This is a genomic window from Streptococcus sp. 10F2 (genome assembly GCF_054331515.2).
Window position 1 is genome coordinate 40923 of sequence record NZ_JBTGGE020000002.1, and the last position, 16469, is coordinate 57391.

21 protein-coding genes are annotated in these 16469 nt (G+C 43.2%); 4 read left to right on the plus strand and 17 right to left on the minus strand.

The window, feature by feature from the left end:
* Positions 1 to 11: 11 nt before the first annotated feature.
* The 13 genes from nagA to ACXM1Q_RS00920 all read right to left on the minus strand — a co-directional run bounded on the left by nagA (position 12) and on the right by ACXM1Q_RS00920 (position 10999).
* The gene (nagA, locus tag ACXM1Q_RS00860) at positions 12 to 1166 is read right to left on the minus strand and encodes an N-acetylglucosamine-6-phosphate deacetylase (protein WP_458515428.1); all 1155 of its coding nucleotides are present in this window, start codon (positions 1164 to 1166) and stop codon (positions 12 to 14) included.
* 169 nt (positions 1167 to 1335) lie between these two features.
* Complete coding sequence (locus ACXM1Q_RS00865; protein WP_458515429.1) at positions 1336 to 1842, minus strand: EcsC family protein; 507 nt, start codon at positions 1840 to 1842, stop codon at positions 1336 to 1338.
* Complete coding sequence (locus ACXM1Q_RS00870; RefSeq protein WP_458515430.1) at positions 1824 to 2027, minus strand: hypothetical protein; 204 nt, start codon at positions 2025 to 2027, stop codon at positions 1824 to 1826. Before ACXM1Q_RS00870 ends, ACXM1Q_RS00865 begins: the two co-directional genes overlap by 19 nt.
* A 166-nt stretch (positions 2028 to 2193) precedes the next feature.
* Positions 2194 to 2550: a 30S ribosome-binding factor RbfA gene (rbfA, locus tag ACXM1Q_RS00875; RefSeq protein WP_135035315.1), complete on the minus strand. Its 357-nt coding sequence runs from the start codon at positions 2548 to 2550 to the stop codon at positions 2194 to 2196.
* Between the two features lie 13 nt (positions 2551 to 2563).
* The gene (gene infB, locus ACXM1Q_RS00880) at positions 2564 to 5269 is read right to left on the minus strand and encodes a translation initiation factor IF-2 (protein ID WP_458515431.1); all 2706 of its coding nucleotides are present in this window, start codon (positions 5267 to 5269) and stop codon (positions 2564 to 2566) included.
* A 16-nt stretch (positions 5270 to 5285) separates the two neighbouring features.
* Positions 5286 to 5588 carry a YlxQ-related RNA-binding protein gene (locus ACXM1Q_RS00885; RefSeq protein ID WP_458515432.1) on the minus strand — a complete coding sequence of 101 codons (303 nt, stop codon included), beginning with the start codon at positions 5586 to 5588 and terminating at the stop codon, positions 5286 to 5288.
* The gene (rnpM, locus tag ACXM1Q_RS00890) at positions 5581 to 5877 is read right to left on the minus strand and encodes an RNase P modulator RnpM (RefSeq protein ID WP_458515433.1); all 297 of its coding nucleotides are present in this window, start codon (positions 5875 to 5877) and stop codon (positions 5581 to 5583) included. Before rnpM ends, ACXM1Q_RS00885 begins: the two co-directional genes overlap by 8 nt.
* 2 nt (positions 5878 to 5879) lie before the next feature.
* Complete coding sequence (nusA, locus tag ACXM1Q_RS00895) at positions 5880 to 7103, minus strand: transcription termination factor NusA (RefSeq protein WP_458515434.1); 1224 nt, start codon at positions 7101 to 7103, stop codon at positions 5880 to 5882.
* A gap of 44 nt (positions 7104 to 7147) precedes the next feature.
* Positions 7148 to 7597, minus strand: a complete 450-nt coding sequence (gene rimP / locus ACXM1Q_RS00900) for a ribosome maturation factor RimP (RefSeq protein WP_458515435.1) — start codon at positions 7595 to 7597, stop codon at positions 7148 to 7150.
* A 150-nt stretch (positions 7598 to 7747) separates the two neighbouring features.
* A complete protein-coding gene (gene trmB, locus ACXM1Q_RS00905) occupies positions 7748 to 8389 on the minus strand; it encodes a tRNA (guanosine(46)-N7)-methyltransferase TrmB (RefSeq protein ID WP_458515436.1) in 642 nt (213 codons plus the stop codon).
* Positions 8386 to 9180 (minus strand): cell cycle regulator CcrZ, encoded by a 795-nt coding sequence (gene ccrZ, locus ACXM1Q_RS00910; protein ID WP_135035337.1) that lies wholly within the window; start codon positions 9178 to 9180, stop codon positions 8386 to 8388. The genes trmB and ccrZ overlap by 4 nt, the downstream gene beginning before the upstream one ends.
* 39 nt (positions 9181 to 9219) lie before the next feature.
* Positions 9220 to 10272 carry an ABC transporter permease gene (locus ACXM1Q_RS00915; RefSeq protein ID WP_458515437.1) on the minus strand — a complete coding sequence of 351 codons (1053 nt, stop codon included), beginning with the start codon at positions 10270 to 10272 and terminating at the stop codon, positions 9220 to 9222.
* Positions 10265 to 10999: an ABC transporter ATP-binding protein gene (locus tag ACXM1Q_RS00920; protein WP_458515438.1), complete on the minus strand. Its 735-nt coding sequence runs from the start codon at positions 10997 to 10999 to the stop codon at positions 10265 to 10267. The genes ACXM1Q_RS00915 and ACXM1Q_RS00920 overlap by 8 nt, the downstream gene beginning before the upstream one ends.
* A gap of 130 nt (positions 11000 to 11129) precedes the next feature.
* Between ACXM1Q_RS00920 and ACXM1Q_RS00925 the strand changes: the two genes are divergently transcribed.
* From ACXM1Q_RS00925 to ACXM1Q_RS00940, 4 genes are all read left to right on the plus strand, one after another.
* Complete coding sequence (locus ACXM1Q_RS00925; protein WP_135035346.1) at positions 11130 to 11549, plus strand: HIT family protein; 420 nt, start codon at positions 11130 to 11132, stop codon at positions 11547 to 11549.
* The gene (locus ACXM1Q_RS00930; RefSeq protein WP_458515439.1) at positions 11550 to 11873 is read left to right on the plus strand and encodes a hypothetical protein; all 324 of its coding nucleotides are present in this window, start codon (positions 11550 to 11552) and stop codon (positions 11871 to 11873) included.
* 138 nt (positions 11874 to 12011) lie between these two features.
* Positions 12012 to 12977 (plus strand): aromatic acid exporter family protein, encoded by a 966-nt coding sequence (locus ACXM1Q_RS00935; RefSeq protein WP_458515440.1) that lies wholly within the window; start codon positions 12012 to 12014, stop codon positions 12975 to 12977.
* A gap of 19 nt (positions 12978 to 12996) precedes the next feature.
* Positions 12997 to 13509: a hypothetical protein gene (locus tag ACXM1Q_RS00940; protein ID WP_458515441.1), complete on the plus strand. Its 513-nt coding sequence runs from the start codon at positions 12997 to 12999 to the stop codon at positions 13507 to 13509.
* Positions 13510 to 13811: 302 nt separating this feature from the next.
* Here the strand turns inward: ACXM1Q_RS00940 and lytR are convergent, their stop codons facing one another.
* Genes lytR through ACXM1Q_RS00960 form a run of 4 tightly spaced genes read right to left on the minus strand, consistent with a single transcriptional unit; the run spans position 13812 to position 16448 of the window.
* Positions 13812 to 14846, minus strand: coding sequence for a glycopolymer--peptidoglycan transferase LytR (gene lytR / locus ACXM1Q_RS00945; RefSeq protein WP_458515442.1), 1035 nt, complete (start codon positions 14844 to 14846; stop codon positions 13812 to 13814).
* 4 nt (positions 14847 to 14850) lie between these two features.
* Complete coding sequence (locus ACXM1Q_RS00950) at positions 14851 to 15375, minus strand: GNAT family N-acetyltransferase (RefSeq protein ID WP_458515443.1); 525 nt, start codon at positions 15373 to 15375, stop codon at positions 14851 to 14853.
* On the minus strand, positions 15350 to 15808 hold the full coding sequence (gene tsaE / locus ACXM1Q_RS00955; protein WP_458515444.1) for a tRNA (adenosine(37)-N6)-threonylcarbamoyltransferase complex ATPase subunit type 1 TsaE: 459 nt from the start codon (positions 15806 to 15808) through the stop codon (positions 15350 to 15352). Before tsaE ends, ACXM1Q_RS00950 begins: the two co-directional genes overlap by 26 nt.
* Positions 15809 to 15833: 25 nt before the next feature.
* Positions 15834 to 16448 (minus strand): DUF1361 domain-containing protein, encoded by a 615-nt coding sequence (locus tag ACXM1Q_RS00960; RefSeq protein WP_135035367.1) that lies wholly within the window; start codon positions 16446 to 16448, stop codon positions 15834 to 15836.
* Positions 16449 to 16469: the final 21 nt, after the last annotated feature.

Sequence of the window (16469 nt, forward strand, 5' to 3'; positions counted from 1 at the left end):
TTCCTAGAGACTCACTCTGCCTGATAGCGTAATTGACCATCCAAATAGGTCTCTTGTAACTCTAATTGAGGAGTCCAAATCAAAAAGTCGGCAGCTGCTCCTGGTCGAATCTGCCCACATTCTTGTTCTAAATGAACAGAGAGAGCCGGATTCAAGGTCGCCATTCGCAGCGCTTGCTCAGGATTGGCTAAGCCCCAATCCACCACATTTTTTACCCCATCTTTCAGTTGAAGAATAGAGCCTGCAAGAGAACCCGAATCTTTCAAACGAGCGGTCCCCTCTTGAACAACAACAGGAAAATCACCTAGGTGGTAATCACCATCAGGCATGCCCCCCGCTCGCATACAATCCGTGATTAAAGCTACCTGATCCAAGCCTTTTTGATCCATCAAAATCTGACAGGCTCCTGGATGAACATGATGACCATCACAGATTAACTCCGCAAAGGTGTGTGGCAACTGGTACATCGCACCAACCATCCCTAATTCTCGATGGGTTAAGCCGCGCATCCCATTATAAGCATGTACCCATACACTAGCTCCAGCCTGAACAGCCTTGCGAGCTTGATCAAAAGTAGCATTGGAATGCCCGAGGGCAACTGTAACACCTTCTTGGGTCAAGGTTTCAACAAATTCCTCAACCCCATCACGTTCAGGTGCTAGAGCAATCTTCTTGATTTGTCCTTGAGCTGCTTCTTGCCAATCCCGAAACTCTTCCAGACTTGGATCTTTCATATAGGCTGGATTTTGAGCTCCTTTAAACTCTTCTGTAAAATAGGGACCTTCAAAATAAATCCCTTGAATTTTAGCTCCCTTAGCTTCCTGATAACGAGCTCCAATCTGCTCAGATACTTGACGGAGATCTGCCGTATCTGCCGTCAAAGTCGTTGGGAGAAAGCTAGTCACCCCAGTACTAAGAAGCCCTTCACTCATCGTTGTCAAGAGTCCATCAATGTCTTTATCCATGACATCGATACCTCCAAATCCATGAATATGGGTATCGACTAGCCCTGCACTCACCCAATAACCAGTATAATCACGGATTTCCCCTGTTGCTGGTCGCTGAGCTTGCCATTTACCAAAACGACCATCCTTGATTTCTAAGTAACCTGCTCCCTTTTTCTCATAAGGATAGAAAAAGGCATCTGCTTGAATATAGTAGTTCATCGTCGAGTCCTCCTTATAGTTATTATACACCTTGAAGGCAAAAAATAAAATGGTATAGACCGGTTTTTTCGACGACCTCTCTGAAGCTAAAAAGGCTGGAGCAGCAAGGTTGGACTAGTAAAAGAACAGAAGACCACATTTCACAAGCGATAGGATACTTTAGGGCAACTTACTTCTCAGCAAAATCTTCTTCCAGCCACTCTTCTTCTTTGTCCTTGGTTGAAAAATCTCCTTGGAAAAACCAAGAATAAGTCCGATCCGCAATAATTTTGGTTTCCATGTAATCCAAACCTCCGCTAATCACACCTCCAACACCAGGAACCAATTTTCCAAGATTGACAACACCTCTACTACCAAACCTGGTCACTAGTCGAAAACCAACTCTCCGGTTGATGGCTGTTAATAACCTACCCGGAATCCCTGCGATCATCTTGGTAGCAACCTTCTGCCCAGCAACAATACTCGTTTTCTTAATCATTTGATTAAGTGAAATACCAACAAGACAAGCATAAACAAAAGTCTTCGTTTGATCACTGTCCAAGTCATAACCTGCCATTTGGGCTGCACAAGCTATCATCCGCATTTGCACATACAAGACACTGGAAACATTGGCCGGTACAGCTACAGGTAATGTTAAGAGCCCTCCAAATCCTGTAATCACCCCGATGTTGTACACTTCAAAATTTGCTTGTCCATCATGTCACGAACGGCTTCTTCAACGGTCTCGTGTTTATCCAGATACTCCTTAGCCATTTGAGCAACAGGTACACTCACCATTGGAACACCATCTAGAACCCTTTCATAGGTTAAATCCAGTAAATTCAAGACATCTTCTTCTTTGAACAATTCCTTTTTAGCCATCGCCAAACTCCCCTCTCAAGACAAGTATTTCTTATCCCTAGTATACATTGCTTTTTTTTTGCAATTTTTGTTTTTAGGGTAATGCCTCGTTTCAAGCAAAAACCTCCAACTGACAACAGTTGGAGGCCTCATACTAGTCATAACTCTTTCAAGAAATACGGTTGAATTAAAAATCTTCCTTGTTCAAATCCCGCAACATTTGATCAATTTTATTACCATACTCAATGGACTCATCTTTAACAAAGGTCAAATCGGGGATTTTATAGATATGGAGTTGGCGACCTAGTTCCCGTTTGATGGTTCCAGTCGCTTTTTCCAAACCGATTTGTGCCTTTTGATTATCCGATGCCAAGTCACTCATGATACTGTAGTAAACTTTGGCAAGGGAGAGATCACCTGTCATTTGAACATCGGTGATGGTCACCCCTTGGACACGAGGGTCACGAACCTTTTTTTGAAGGATTTCGTTGACTTCGCGTTTGATTTCCATAGCGACCCGGTCAGTACGAATCGAATTTGCCATGAGGACCTCCCTCTTAGTGTTTGATTTCTTCCATGATGTAAGCTTCGATGACATCATCTACCTTAATGTCATTGTAGTTTTCAACCATGAGACCACCTTCGCGGCCGTTGCTGACTTCTTTTACATCATCCTTGTAGTGTTTCAAGCTTGCTAATTCACCATCATAGATGACAACATCTTGACGGATAACGCGAACTTTAGAATCACGGGTAATTTTACCACGCAAGACCATAAATCCACCGATTGTACCCACTTTTGATACCTTGAAGGTCTCTCGGATAACAGCTTCCCCGATAACTTTTTCTTCGAATTCAGGATCAAGAAGTCCCTTCATCGCATCTTCTACTTCTTCAATAACCTTGTAAATAATGCTGTGTTGACGAATTTCAACACCATCGGTTTCTGCCTGCTGGCGAGCTTGTGGAGTAGGACGAACGTTAAAGCCGATAATAATGGCATTTGAAGCTTCTGCCAAGGTAATATCTGATTCATTGATAGCACCTACCGCTGAGTGAACGATGGTCACTTTTACACCTTCGACTTCAATTTTTTGAAGAGAGGCTGCGAGGGCTTCAACAGAACCTTGTACGTCGGCTTTAATGATAATATTAACAGACTTAACTTCACCGGCTTTAAGAGTATCAAAGAGATTCTCCAAGCTAACACGGGTTGTATTTTGACGTTGTTGGAGAAGGGCACGTTTGGCACGCTCTTCACCAGCTGCACGCGCAGCTTTTTCGTCTTCATAAACTGCGAAGTGATCACCTGCCATTGGAGTTTCATTCAGACCAGTGATGGATACTGGTGTTGATGGACTTGCCACTTTGACCCGACGACCGAGGTCGTTGGTCATGGCACGAACCCGTCCAAAAGTATTACCGACAACAATCGGATCCTGGACGTTTAGGGTTCCTTGTTGAACCAATAGCGTTGCGACAGCCCCTTTACCTTTATCCAATTGAGCTTCAATAACTGTACCGATGGCACGAACAGTTGGGTCTGCTTTCAATTCCTGGATTTCGGCAACCAATAGGACCGTTTCCAAAAGCTCATCAATGTTTTGGTTGAATTTAGCGGAGATTTCTACAAACTCAGAGTCACCACCCCAGGCTGTTGACATAACGCCATGCTCTGCCAATTCACCGATAACGCGCTCTGGATTTGCACCTGGTTTATCAATCTTGTTAATCGCTACAATGATTGGAACATTAGCGGCTTTCGAGTGATTGATAGCCTCAATGGTTTGTGGCATAACACCGTCATCGGCTGCCACAACCAAGATGGTAATATCCGTTACAGATGCTCCACGAGCCCGCATGCTGGTAAAGGCCGCGTGTCCAGGTGTGTCCAAGAAGGTAATCTTCTTACCGTTTTCTTCAATTTGGTAGGCACCAATGTGTTGGGTAATTCCCCCTGCTTCTCCTGTTGCGACACGAGAATTGCGCAGGGTATCCAAGAGGGTTGTTTTACCATGGTCAACGTGTCCCATGATCGTAACCACTGGTGGACGCTCAACCATCTCTTCTTCATTAAGGTAATCATCATCGACAAAGAAGCGTTCGATATCGGCATTATCAACTTGAACCTTCTCTTTAGCTTCAATTCCATAATCTACCATAAGGAGTTCAATGGTCTCAGCATCAAGGGATTGGTTCTGTGTCGCCATGATTCCCATCATAAAGAGCTTCTTAACGATTTCTGCTGGTTCACGTTTGATCCGTTTTGCGATATCCGCAACGGTCATGCCAGCAGTGTATTCAAATTCTTTAGGAAGTTCGTGGAACTTGCGTTCGGTAACCGGTTTTGGTGCCTGGTTCTTGCCACGTTGGTTCTTCCCTTTGTTTTTGTTTTTATTCCAGTTACTATTTCTTTGATTTCTCACTTGATTTTGGTTATTTCGATTTCTATTTGCTTGCTTGCGTGGACCATCTTCGTGCTCATTATCACGACGTTTATCTGGTCTCGCTTGTTTCTTACGACGATTATCAGAAGCAGGCGCTGCCGCAACAGGTGCTTGGAAAGCGACTGGCTCCGGAACTGGAGCAACAGGTGCTTGCGTGACTGCTTCTTGTTTAGCTTCCTTGCGGCGTTTTGCCTGCTCTTCTTGAGCTTGACGCTGGGCCTGAGCTTCTTTGAAGCGGGATTCACTATTCCGAGCGTATTCTGCATTTTGTTCCGCTTTTAAGGCTGCAGCACGTGCTTTAAAGTCTAGGCGGGGAGCTGCTGGCTGAGCATTCCGGTCTTGGCGACGGTTTTGATCACGATTCCCACGATTGCGGTTTTGATCACGTCCCTGTCCCTGACCTTGACGATCACGGAAGTCTTGACCTTGACCACGACCTCCCTGACCTTTATTGCGGTCCTGCTTCCCACGACCTTGTTTACGACGTTCCGCCTCAGCCTTAGCTTTCGCCTCACGCTCCGCCTTAAAATTCCGACTTTGTGGACGGTTATTATTAGCTGGAGCTGCTGGCTTAGGCGCTTCCTCCGGAACAGAAGTTGGAGCTGCTACTGTCTTATCCTCAGCCTGTCCTACTTCTTTCGGAGCTACTGCTGATTTCACAGACTCAAAACTAGCCTTAATGCGATTCGCAACTTCTACCTCGACAGATGAAGCATGGCTTTTGACCTCAATCCCCAAGTCCTTAGCTCGACTGACAATCTCTTTACTTTCCTTGCCCAATTCCTTGGCAATTTCATACAAACGTTTTTTAGACATTTTCATGCCTCCATTTCTAGCTCATAATGGACCTCATTTTTTTTGCAAATCCGGAATCGACCACACTAAGCACCTTCCGTTGGCGCCCGATGGCCAGACTCAATTCTTGTGTTGAAAAATCATCAACTACCGTCTTTTTATAGTAGCGACTTTTATCCTCAATGGTCTTACGAAGATTAGGGCCTGCATCTTGTGCCAAAAACACTAATTGTGCTTGGTTATTCTGAATGCTTTTAATGACTAAATCTTCACCAGAAACAAGCTTTCCTGCTCGCTGGGCCAGACCTAAAAGGTTTAACAACTGTTCTTCCTTATTCAAGTCCTAACTCTCTTCGTTTCAATTTGCGATCGACAAAAGCGATCAGTTCATCGTAAAATTCTTCGGAAATTTCCTGACGAAAACTGCGATCAAAGATCTTCCGTTGCTTAGCCAAGGCAGCTTCTTCATTGTCCAATTTGATATAAGCCCCACGACCGTTGGCCTTACCAGTTGGGTCAATGCTAACCTGTCCGTCTTTTGTCCGGACAATCCTTACTAAATCACGTTTATCAATCACTTCACCCGAAACAAGGGACTTCCTCAAAGGAATCTTTCTTGCTTTGGTCATACTTATTCCTGTTCGTTTTCAAGGCTTTCTGTTAGAGTAGCTTCTGCAACTTCAACTGCCTCCGTAACTTCTGCTACCGTTTGTTCTTCCACATCCAAAACTTCTTCAACAACCACTTCTGCTGCCTCCATGGCTGCAGCTTCCATAGCCTCAAATTCAGAAGCCGATTTGATATCAATTCGGAAACCTGTTAAATGAGCCGCCAAACGGACATTTTGTCCACGACGACCAATGGCCAAGGACAGTTTGTCATCTGGTACAACGACCAAAGCACGCTTGCTATCTTTTTCATCAAAGATTACTTGGTCAACTTCAGCAGGAGCAATGGCATTATAAATAAATTCGGCTGGATCACTGACCCACTCGATAACGTCAATGTTTTCCTCAGTTGGAATCCATTTTTCCAATTTAGCATCGTACCGTGCAGGGTGGAACTTACTCGTAATTTTCTTGATATTGCTTCCGCCACGTCCAACAATGGTACCAATCGCATCAACGTTCGGGTTATGACTACGCACTGCCACCTTCGTTCGATCCCCAGCTTCACGAGAGACTGACATAATCTCAACAGTTCCATCGTAAACTTCAGGAATTTCTTGCTCCATCAAGCGTTTAATCATCTGTGGATGACTACGACTTACGAAAACATTCACCCCTCGTGGATTATCTTCAACCTTTTCCACATACACTTCGATACGATCATGGGAGGCAAAAACTTCACCTGGGATTTGATCCTTACGAGACATTTGTGCCTCAATGCTTCCAAGGTTGATGTAGATAAAGCGGGCATCAAAACGCTCGACGGTACCACTCATTAGTTCATTTTCGTGTTCTTTATAAGTGTTGTAAGTAATCAAGCGTGTTTGCTTACGCATTTTCTCCATGATGGTTTGTTTAGCCGATTGGGCAGCTACCCGTCCAAACTCCGTTGGAGATTCTTCAAATTTGATTTTATCTCCAAGTTCATAAGCTGCATTAATGCCCAAGGCATCTTTCAAGCTGATTTCCAAGCGGCTATCAAATACTTCATCTACAACTTCACGAACCGTGTAAACGTGGAAATCTGCTTTCTTCTCATCAAACTCAATAAGGGCACTATCAGCTTGTCCGTAACGACGACGATAGGCAGCACGAAGAGACTCAATGACTGCATCAATGATATCTTCTTTTTTGATCCCCTTATCTTCCTCAAGGATGCGGAAAGCTTCCTTCATTTCTTTACTCATGCTTCACTTGCTTTTGGTTCCCCAAAAGCTCCTTTCTGTTATAACTAAAATTTCACGGCCAAGCGGGCTTTGGAAACCAACTTGTAGGGAATTTCCACTTGCTTCTTCCGCGTTTTATCCATGTACTCCAATTGCAGCGTCTCGCCATCAAAGGATAGGAGATCTCCTTCAATTTGTTTTTTCTTATCAACCGCTTGATAAAGACTCACATGGATGTAGGAACCAACGGCTGCTTCCATGGCTGTAGCTGTTTTTAATGGTCGTTCCAAACCAGGACTGGACACCTCCAAGAAATAATTTTCAGGGAAAGGGTCTGGCTGGATGGTATCCAAAAGTGGACTAATCAAGTCCGTCAAATCAGCCGTATCCTCAACAGTGATACCACCAGGCTTGTCCACAAAGACACTCAAGACCATATCACCACCCAATTTAGCATACTCAATGTCTACCAGTTCATAGGGCTGAGGAATCTGTCCCTCTAACACCTGGGACACCTGTTCAACAATCGTTGCGATAAGAACACCTCCTTTTTGCTATAAACAAGAGGCGAAGATTTCTCTTCGCCCCTCCTTCATTTTTTCATTCTGTTTAAATTATACCATAGAAATCCTCAAAAGCAAGATTTTAATAATCGAAAGAACAGTTTAATCTGGAAAATGCGCTTCCAAGCGGTAGATAACTTGCCCTTTACTTGAAAACTTCTCTTCATATTCTGTACGGACATTGCCTTCGATTTCACTTGCGTGGAGATCTAACCAAACGCCATCCAAAATCATTCCATATTGAGACATCGAAACCAAGGAATATTCAAACAAACCTCGATTATCCGTCTTGAAGTGAATTTCTCCTTGGCTAGGCAAAATTTCCTGGTAAGTTTCCAAGAAAGACTTGTAGGTTAAACGCCGCTTTTCATGACGTTTTTTAGGCCAAGGATCCGAAAAATTCAAGTAAAGTCGTTGAATTTCCCCTAACTCGAAATAGTTAGTTAAGGAATCCCCATCTACCCATAGCAGGCGAATATTCGGAACATCTGTGAGCAAGACCTTATCCAAGGCGTAACTCAAAACAGACTTCTGAATATCAATTCCAATAAAATTGATGTCTGGATGATTCTTAGCCATCCCAGAGATAAACTGTCCCTTACCAGAGCCAACTTCAACGTAAATCGGATTGCTATTGCCAAAAATTTCCTGCCAGTGGCCTTTGGCACTTTCTGGATCCAAAACCACATATTCTGGATGTGCTTCTAGAAGCTCGGTGGCTCCTTTTCGATTGCGAACTCTCATAATCCCTTTCCAAAACGTGTCCGGAAATTTCGCAAAGCATAAATTTCTCGGTTCACATTATCAATATCATCATTAGCATAGTACTTACCGATCTGGTTCAAGTAAGAATACTGAGCATACCAATACAGCTTATTCAACACTTTCTCATTGTAGCGATAGCCATAGTAAACCAACCATTCCTGCCAACGTGACTCCGGAATATAGTGACTCAAGATATGCGCCACATCAAACATCCGATCCGTCAAACGAACAGAATCCCAGTCTACCAGATAAATCAAACCACTTTCCGTCTCAATCCAGTTACTGTGACGAACATCTCCATGAACAATCGTCGCATAATCTTCTCGGAACCCAGGAGCCGATTGACGTAGACCATCAATCACTTCCTGAAGAAATTGATTGCGACGAAGATTGGAATGAACAGACTCCCGCCAAGAATTGAGCAAATCAATTGGAGTTTCCAACTGCTTCCCTAAACTCGTTAATTGAACCATCAAATGACGGGAACGATGCAGCCGGCTCAAAATATTAATAATCTGCTTTTTACCCATTTCTCCAGGAGTTAGAATCTTTCCGTTTAACCACTGTTGCCCTGTCATCACCTGACCGTCGGGCATCCGGCGACTCCACAAAAGTTGGGGCGCAATCTGCTCCTTGGCCAAGCCAGCTAGAATCGGGCTGGTATTCATTTTTACAAAAATTTCACGTCCATCTGGATAAGTGCCCTTATAGGCATTCCCACTTTTACCCGCTAACGGGCTCAAGGATAACTCTTGATCAGTCCCTTCCATTATTCCCTCCTTGAAAAAATCTTCTTCATTCTACTAATTTTATACAGCTTCGTCAACCAATCTTCTTAGTTTATAAGGAATATAAAATCTAAAAAGCACGCCCATCGCAAATAAGAAAATACCTGCTTCCAAAAAGGCCCCACGTACGCCCAAGACCACTAACGCCTGAATCAAACTGATAAACCCTAACTGATCTAACAGACGTCTGAGCCCCGCCACCTTGGCCTGACTTCCCCTTGGAAACAATCCCGTCATTACTTGCCCATCCTGACTCCTAAAAAGAGCCAATAACTGGAAAAACAACAGATAATACGCCACAAAAGCCAGACCAGCCGCTAACCAAACATGCGGCAGCAAGATGAGGGCTAACAAAGCTAAACACTGAAGTCGTACCCAAAGCCCATAGTAAGGCCCTTTACGTAAGAAAGAACGCAAAAACAGACTATACCAAGGATTCGACTGCCCCCGCTCCAGAATGGGGAGAACAGGATTCCAATAAGCCCGCATCCGCACGCGCTCTTCAATTCCTTTCACCTGGGTGAAAAGGGAGAAAAAACGTAGAATTCCTTGCGTTCGACCTTGCTCTTCTGCAATCCAAAAATTCCAATCTACAGGCCCGTCTTGACCTAATCCCCGATAACGATACCTCAAAACTCCGAATTGTAGAGCAGCTAAAAGAAGTACATAAGCCATCACAGGAATCCAGCTGTTAAAAATCACCAGCCACAAGGGAAGAACCAGGGTAAAAGTAAGCAAAGCACGAATAAGTTGCAGTCCAAGCGTTCGACGAAAAGCCACTAATAAAACCGCTTGAACATCAGCTTCCTGAACCAACAGGAAAAATTCATCACCTCGCCGCAAATAGCTAGCCATCCGCCCAGGCCAAAAACACACAATTGAGACCAATGGTAGGAGCCAGATTAAAATCCCTCGATAAGGTGCTGGATCCACTAAAATTGCTCGATACTGGGTCAACACTAAACCCAAAAAAAGAAAGCAAAAAAGAACAAAATGATCATTCAGCACATAGCGAAGATAGCCCGTGATTTCCTTGTGGAAGGCTTGCCGTCTTCGCTTAAACAAATCATGCATGCTGGTCCTCCTGCGTCACTCGTAGATAAATGTCATGAAGGCTTTGACCGGGCAGTTGGAATTGTTCCTGGATATCTGGCAAACTCCCCTCTGCCAGAACTTGACCTTGATGGAGAAGGATATAGCGATCACAAACCCTTTCGGCAGTATCCAAGACATGGGTAGACATTAAAACACCCTTTCCTTTTTTTCTTTCCTCCAGAAGAAATTGCAATAAATCCTCAATAGCTAAGGGATCTAATCCTAAAAAAGGTTCATCCACAATATACAAATCGGGATCCACTAAAATGGCACACAAAATCATGACCTTCTGTTTCATCCCCTTGGAAAATTCCGCCGGTAGCCAATCTAGCTTTTGATCCAAGCGGAATCGCTGGAGATAGGGAGCTAGACGTTCGAGAGCTTGGTCTAAATCTTTTTCATAGGCCATGGCTACAATTTCTAAATGCTCCCGCAGAGTCAATTCATCATAGAGCATTGGTGTTTCTGGTATATAACCAATCTTCTTCCGGTAAGTCACGGCATCTTCTTGAAGTTTTTGCCCATCCAAGAGGATTTCACCCTTATAGGGATGAAGAAAACCGATAATTTCCTTAATCGTCGTCGACTTCCCAGCCCCATTTAATCCAATCAATCCTACAATTTCATGTTTTTTAACGGAGAAACTAATCTCTTTCAACACAGGTAGGTTGAAATATCCCCCCGTAACCTGATTCACTTCTAACATAAATCCTCCATTTTTGCTATACTAAGAGAAAGCGAGCACAGGTCGCCTCTGGCGGTCATCGTCAACCGCTTTCCTATTGAAATTCAATCAATTCCATTATAACAAATGGAAGGAACTTAAGGAGGAAAATATGGATTGTCTTTTCTGTAAAATTGTTGCGGGAGAAATCCCAGCTAGTAAAGTCTATGAAGACGAGCACATCCTAGCTTTTTTGGACATTTCCCAAACAACCCCGGGCCATACCTTGGTGATCCCCAAAAAGCATTATCGGAACATTCTTGATTTAGAACCCCAAGTCGCTAAAGATCTTTTCGGACAAGTTCCGGCCTTAGCCCGTCGTCTAAAAAAAGCTGTTGGAGCTCAAGGAATCAATGTCCTCAATAACAGTGAAGAAGCAGCTGGACAAACTGTTTTCCATACCCATGTCCACTTACTTCCCCGCTTTGAAGCAGGAGATGGCCTCGCTATCCAATTCCAAACTCAGGAACCTGACTTTGCCCACTTGGCACAACTAGCCCAGAAAATCCAAGAAACTCAGGAGGAAGCTTAAATGAGTTTGCTATCAACCATTCTATTTTTAAGTGCTGCCAAATCTTCCTACGAACTTGTACTGAACCGTAAAGAGATTTTCAGTAATGCCAAAGAGGCTGCCGTTGAAACCAAGCGAGTCAACGCCCTACAAGCACAACTGAAAGACCAACTGAAAACCCTCCAAAAAGAAGCCGAAAAAATTGCACCCCTAGCCCATGACCTCGCCTATAAAACACAAGCTTTTAGTCAAGAAGCTCAGGCACGAGCAGAACAAATTCAAGCTCAAATGGAACAAGCTCAAGAGCGTGTCAAGCAAGTCAAAGATCAAACAAATCAGAAGTAACCCTAGTAAGCCCCCGCGATTGTTAACGCAGGGGTTCTCCTATTTATCCTCAAAAAACTCTAAACACAAATCTTCATTTGCCACTTACAATCGTTCAATGTTTGAAAATATTGTCAAAGTTATTCCAGAAAGGCCCCTATGTCCCTCCTTCAACGTACCTTAAAACTTACTCTCGCCACCTGCTCAGCGGCTTTCTTAGCCAGTTTTCTAGGGGCTAATTATGCCATCACAGCTGGTATTATTGCCATTCTCAGTGTTTCAGACACTCGGCGACGAACCTTTACCTTAGCCTATCAAAGACTATTATCAGCGCTCCTAGCTCTAGCACTAGGTAGTTTCGTCTTCTTGATACTAGGCTTTCATCTCTGGTCCCTAGCCCCCTTCCTACTCCTCTATGTCCCCTTGGCCTATCACTTCCAGCTGGAAATCGGGATTACCCCTAGTACCGTTTTAGTAACCCACCTTCTTTTAGAAGAAAGCGTCGCCCTCTCCTTCCTTGCCAACGAAGTTCTGATCTTCCTAATTGGAACCCTCAGTGCCCTCCTAGTCATTCTCTATATGCCCGGGCGACAAAAAGAATTGGAGACTTACCACATCCAAGTAGAGAATTTATTAAAAGGCATTCTCAAACGCTTCGTTTTTTTCCTGCGACAAGGAGATGGACGTAACGATGCCAAACTGGTCAAAGAATTAGACCTCGAACTCCGTCAGGCCCTAGAAGTTGCTTATTTAGACTACTCCGACCAACTCCTTCAAAAAGATAGCTACCATGTTGACTATTTTGAAATGCGCCAAGCCCAAAACTACATCCTCAAGGATATGGCCCAAACCATCAATAACTACCAACTCTCCTCAGAAGAAAGCCACATTCTAGCAGAACTCTTTCAACATGTGGCTGATCAACTCAGCCAACTCAATCCCGCCGAGACCCTTATGGAAGAAATTCAAACCTACCTCGAAACCTTCCGCAAACGCCCGCTCCCCCAGACACGCCAAGAATTTGAAACCCGCGCCATCCTCTTACAACTCCTCAAAGATCTCAAACAATTTGTCCAATTAAAAGTTGACTTTGCTAGCCATTATCGCGATCAAATCAATGAATAAACTGGTTTAAGGAAAAATAATGAAAAAACTTGCTCTGATAATAGGAATAAGTAGCCTCCTATTTCTCATGATTCGTACTTACTACACCATTAAAAAAAATCTAATCTTTTATTCCGTTTATTATGCCCAAAATTTAGAACATGATCCTAGCTACAATCCTACCATGGCAATGATTATCGATAATTTAGATTATATTTCAAGACCTGAAAACGATTTAATTAAATATGATTTTGATGGTCATAATACTGTTTATAACTTAAAATATAATATCCGTTTAACAGGCTCTATTGAAGAGTATATGCTTTTCCACGTAAGAGATATCTATTACTTTACAGGAAAAGGAGAATTTTTAGAATTCAGAGTACTAGCTAGTGACACTAGCCTTTCTGATAATTCCAAGGAAAGGAGGGAAGAAGGGGAAAAATTTGTCAATGAACTTCTACAGTCTATTATTGATATTCAACCTAGCCCTCCACAAGGACAAAATCTTCAGTGGCTTTTCAACATCACCTATGGCAAAAGATTCCAATAAAAAAGAAATTTTACAGAAAATCGAGAGAATTCTAGCACCTGCAACCAAGGATCTTATTAAGGCTCAAAAAACACCCTTTATTAACCTTCAGAAACTATTTAACCAGTTAATAATGAGCAAGTATCGATCCAAATAGGAGGTCTAAAATCAACAAAAATCATCACACCCCTCTGTGGAATAGTGCTATTTCACTCTTAGTATTCAATCCAAACTTCCTACTCCATAGGAAAATAAAAGAGAGCAACTTCAACTTAGAATTGCTCTCTTTTATTGTTTCAAACTAGGCTCTCCCAGCTTCATAGCTATTCAGGTGCAGATTGAGGCTCGACACTTTCAGATGCCGCCCCTCCTCCATTTAACTCATCTAGGGTAACTGCATTGGTTTTCAGTTTTTTGAGGCTATCTAGGCCAAGTGAGGTGCGCAATATATTTTGCATTTCTAAAATATGGCCTGTTTCTACAATCTGGTAGCTTCCACCATCTGGAAGAGTTGCATCTTCTCCCCGCAGTTGCTCTTGGTGAATATTTCGGAAGGCATCTTGGTAAACCAAGAGTTTCGGAATACTATTGGATGAGAGATCAATACTCGTCTGCATATTATTGCTGACAGCACCTAGGATTTCTTTATAGTGACTGACACTATTTAAACTAAGAACTTTTTGCACAACCTTTTGAATAACTTCTCGCTGGCGTTGTTGACGACCATAGTCTCCCTCCGGATCTTGGTAACGCATCCGGGCATAGACTAGGGCTTGATCGCCATTAATATGCTGTTTTCCTGGTTTAATGGTTGCAGTATATTCAGGTTCTTGCTCCTCAATGGAGATTGGGAAGTCAAAAGTATTATTGACCTCAATACCGCCAACCGCATCCACCAACTCAACCAATCCCTGCATATTAATCATGACATAGTGATCAATGCTAATATTCATCAAGGATTCAATCGTCGGAATCGCCAATTCAGCACCACCCATGGCATAAGCGGCATTCAGTTTAGCTTCCGTCACCTCACCTTTTTGTGAAATCTTGGTCAAGATATCCCGCTCTAAACTCATCATCGTGGTTTCTTTGGTGTCCGGATTAACGGTCACCAACAGCATGGTATCACTATTTCCTTCCCAAGGATCTGACCGTGAGCCACTCCCGGTATCTACTCCCATTAGGAGCATGGTCATGGGCTCTGCTTTTTCAATAACATCCGATTGACGACCAAAATTCTGAAAGGTTTTAGCTAACTGACCTGTGGATTGGAAGTAAATCGTACCTGCATAAGTTCCCAAACCAATCAGGGTCACTAAAAGAAAGGTTAAAAATAATTTTAAATTCTGTTTAAACATGATGTTACCTATCTAATACAAGTCCCATATAGAGGACTGTTTCATAGCTTCCATCCCAAAGTTGGATGGCTTCTTCCTGCCGACCTTCATAGGAAAAGCCAAATTTCTCATACAAAGCTCTGGCAGCTTGGTTTCTTTCTTGAACATTCAAAGATAAACGGCGAATAGATGGCGTTTCTGCCAACCAGTCTAGGAGCAGTTCAAAAAGCATCGTCCCGATACCATGACCCCAATAAGCCTGTCCTACAGCCACAAAGACCTCTCCCACATGACTCAAACGAGGATTGGAATCGATTGACACATTCAAAAGACCAATCACTTGATTGTCTAAACGAGCTAGTAAGAACAGACGTGATGGATGGTTAGCACTAGACTCCAAATAATCAGCCAGCTGCTCCTGGGATAGATCAAGGCCACTAGGCTCCAAACTGGTGAGGTCACTCTCACCAGCGACTTGCTTAAAAAATGCTAATAAACTAGAAGCATCTGAGGCCTGAGCCTCCTCAATCACCAACTCTTGCTGCGGCATCCTTCCAAGCCTCCATCAATTCTTGACTACGCTGGCCAACTGCTGCCAACTCCAGACGACGTCCTTCCCCCTCATGATAAAGAGTCACATGAAGGTAATCATCTGGAAGAGCGTCCTCCAACAACTCTCCCCATTCAATAACAGTAATCCCTTCCCCAAACAGAAACGCATCCAAGTCAATCGAATCCGGATCACCATCAATCCGATAGACATCCAAGTGATAAAGTGGCAACCGCCCCTCATATTCACGAACAATCGTATAAGTTGGACTTTTGATCATTTGATCAATATCCAATCCTCGCGCTAAGCCCTTGGTAAAAGTCGTTTTTCCAGCTCCCAAATCTCCTGACAAAATCAAGACATCTCCTACATCCAGTAGGTGCCCTAGTTTCTCTCCCCAGGCTATCAGGGTTTCTTCATTTTGAATTATCATTCCACCATTATACCAAATTCCCCTCTTACTTCCTACTTTTTATCCAATCATCAGCAAGTAAAAAGAGGCACATGCCTTGAAGGGCCGCAAATCCTAAGACAAAAATAATGTATTCCCAGCTAAAGATATCCAAAAAAGTCTGAAGCACAAGTCTCGGACGCGTAAAGACATCCCATGAATTCAACCGGGGATAACGACCTACTGTAATAGCCAAACTCGAGAGAAAAGATAAGATTGAGGTAGCAAAAATCTCTTGCCATAGCTTCCATGAAAAGTGTGAGCGCACCAAGCGCCAACTTTCAACCCCACACAATACTCCGAAAAATATAGCAAAGACAAAGCCAAAAAAGAGCTTCTGATTGGCCCTATTGTAGAGAACATCCCCTACCCAATGCATGTGTATCAAATCAGTGACCATATAGAAAGTATTTGGAAAAAAGAGTAACCATAAAAGCCAAGCTCCCCATCGCAAGATACGATTCTGTGTCACCTTAGAGAGAAGAGCAAAGTCTAGAGCCGTCAAAGCTAAAAACATATTCCAAGTTAAATTGGGACCTTGTTGGGTCGCTCCAATCAAGGCTAGTACTGCAAAAATCGCAATAAAAGCAGATTGATAGACAATAAAAATTCGTTTATACATCGTAACTCCTTTTTTATTTGT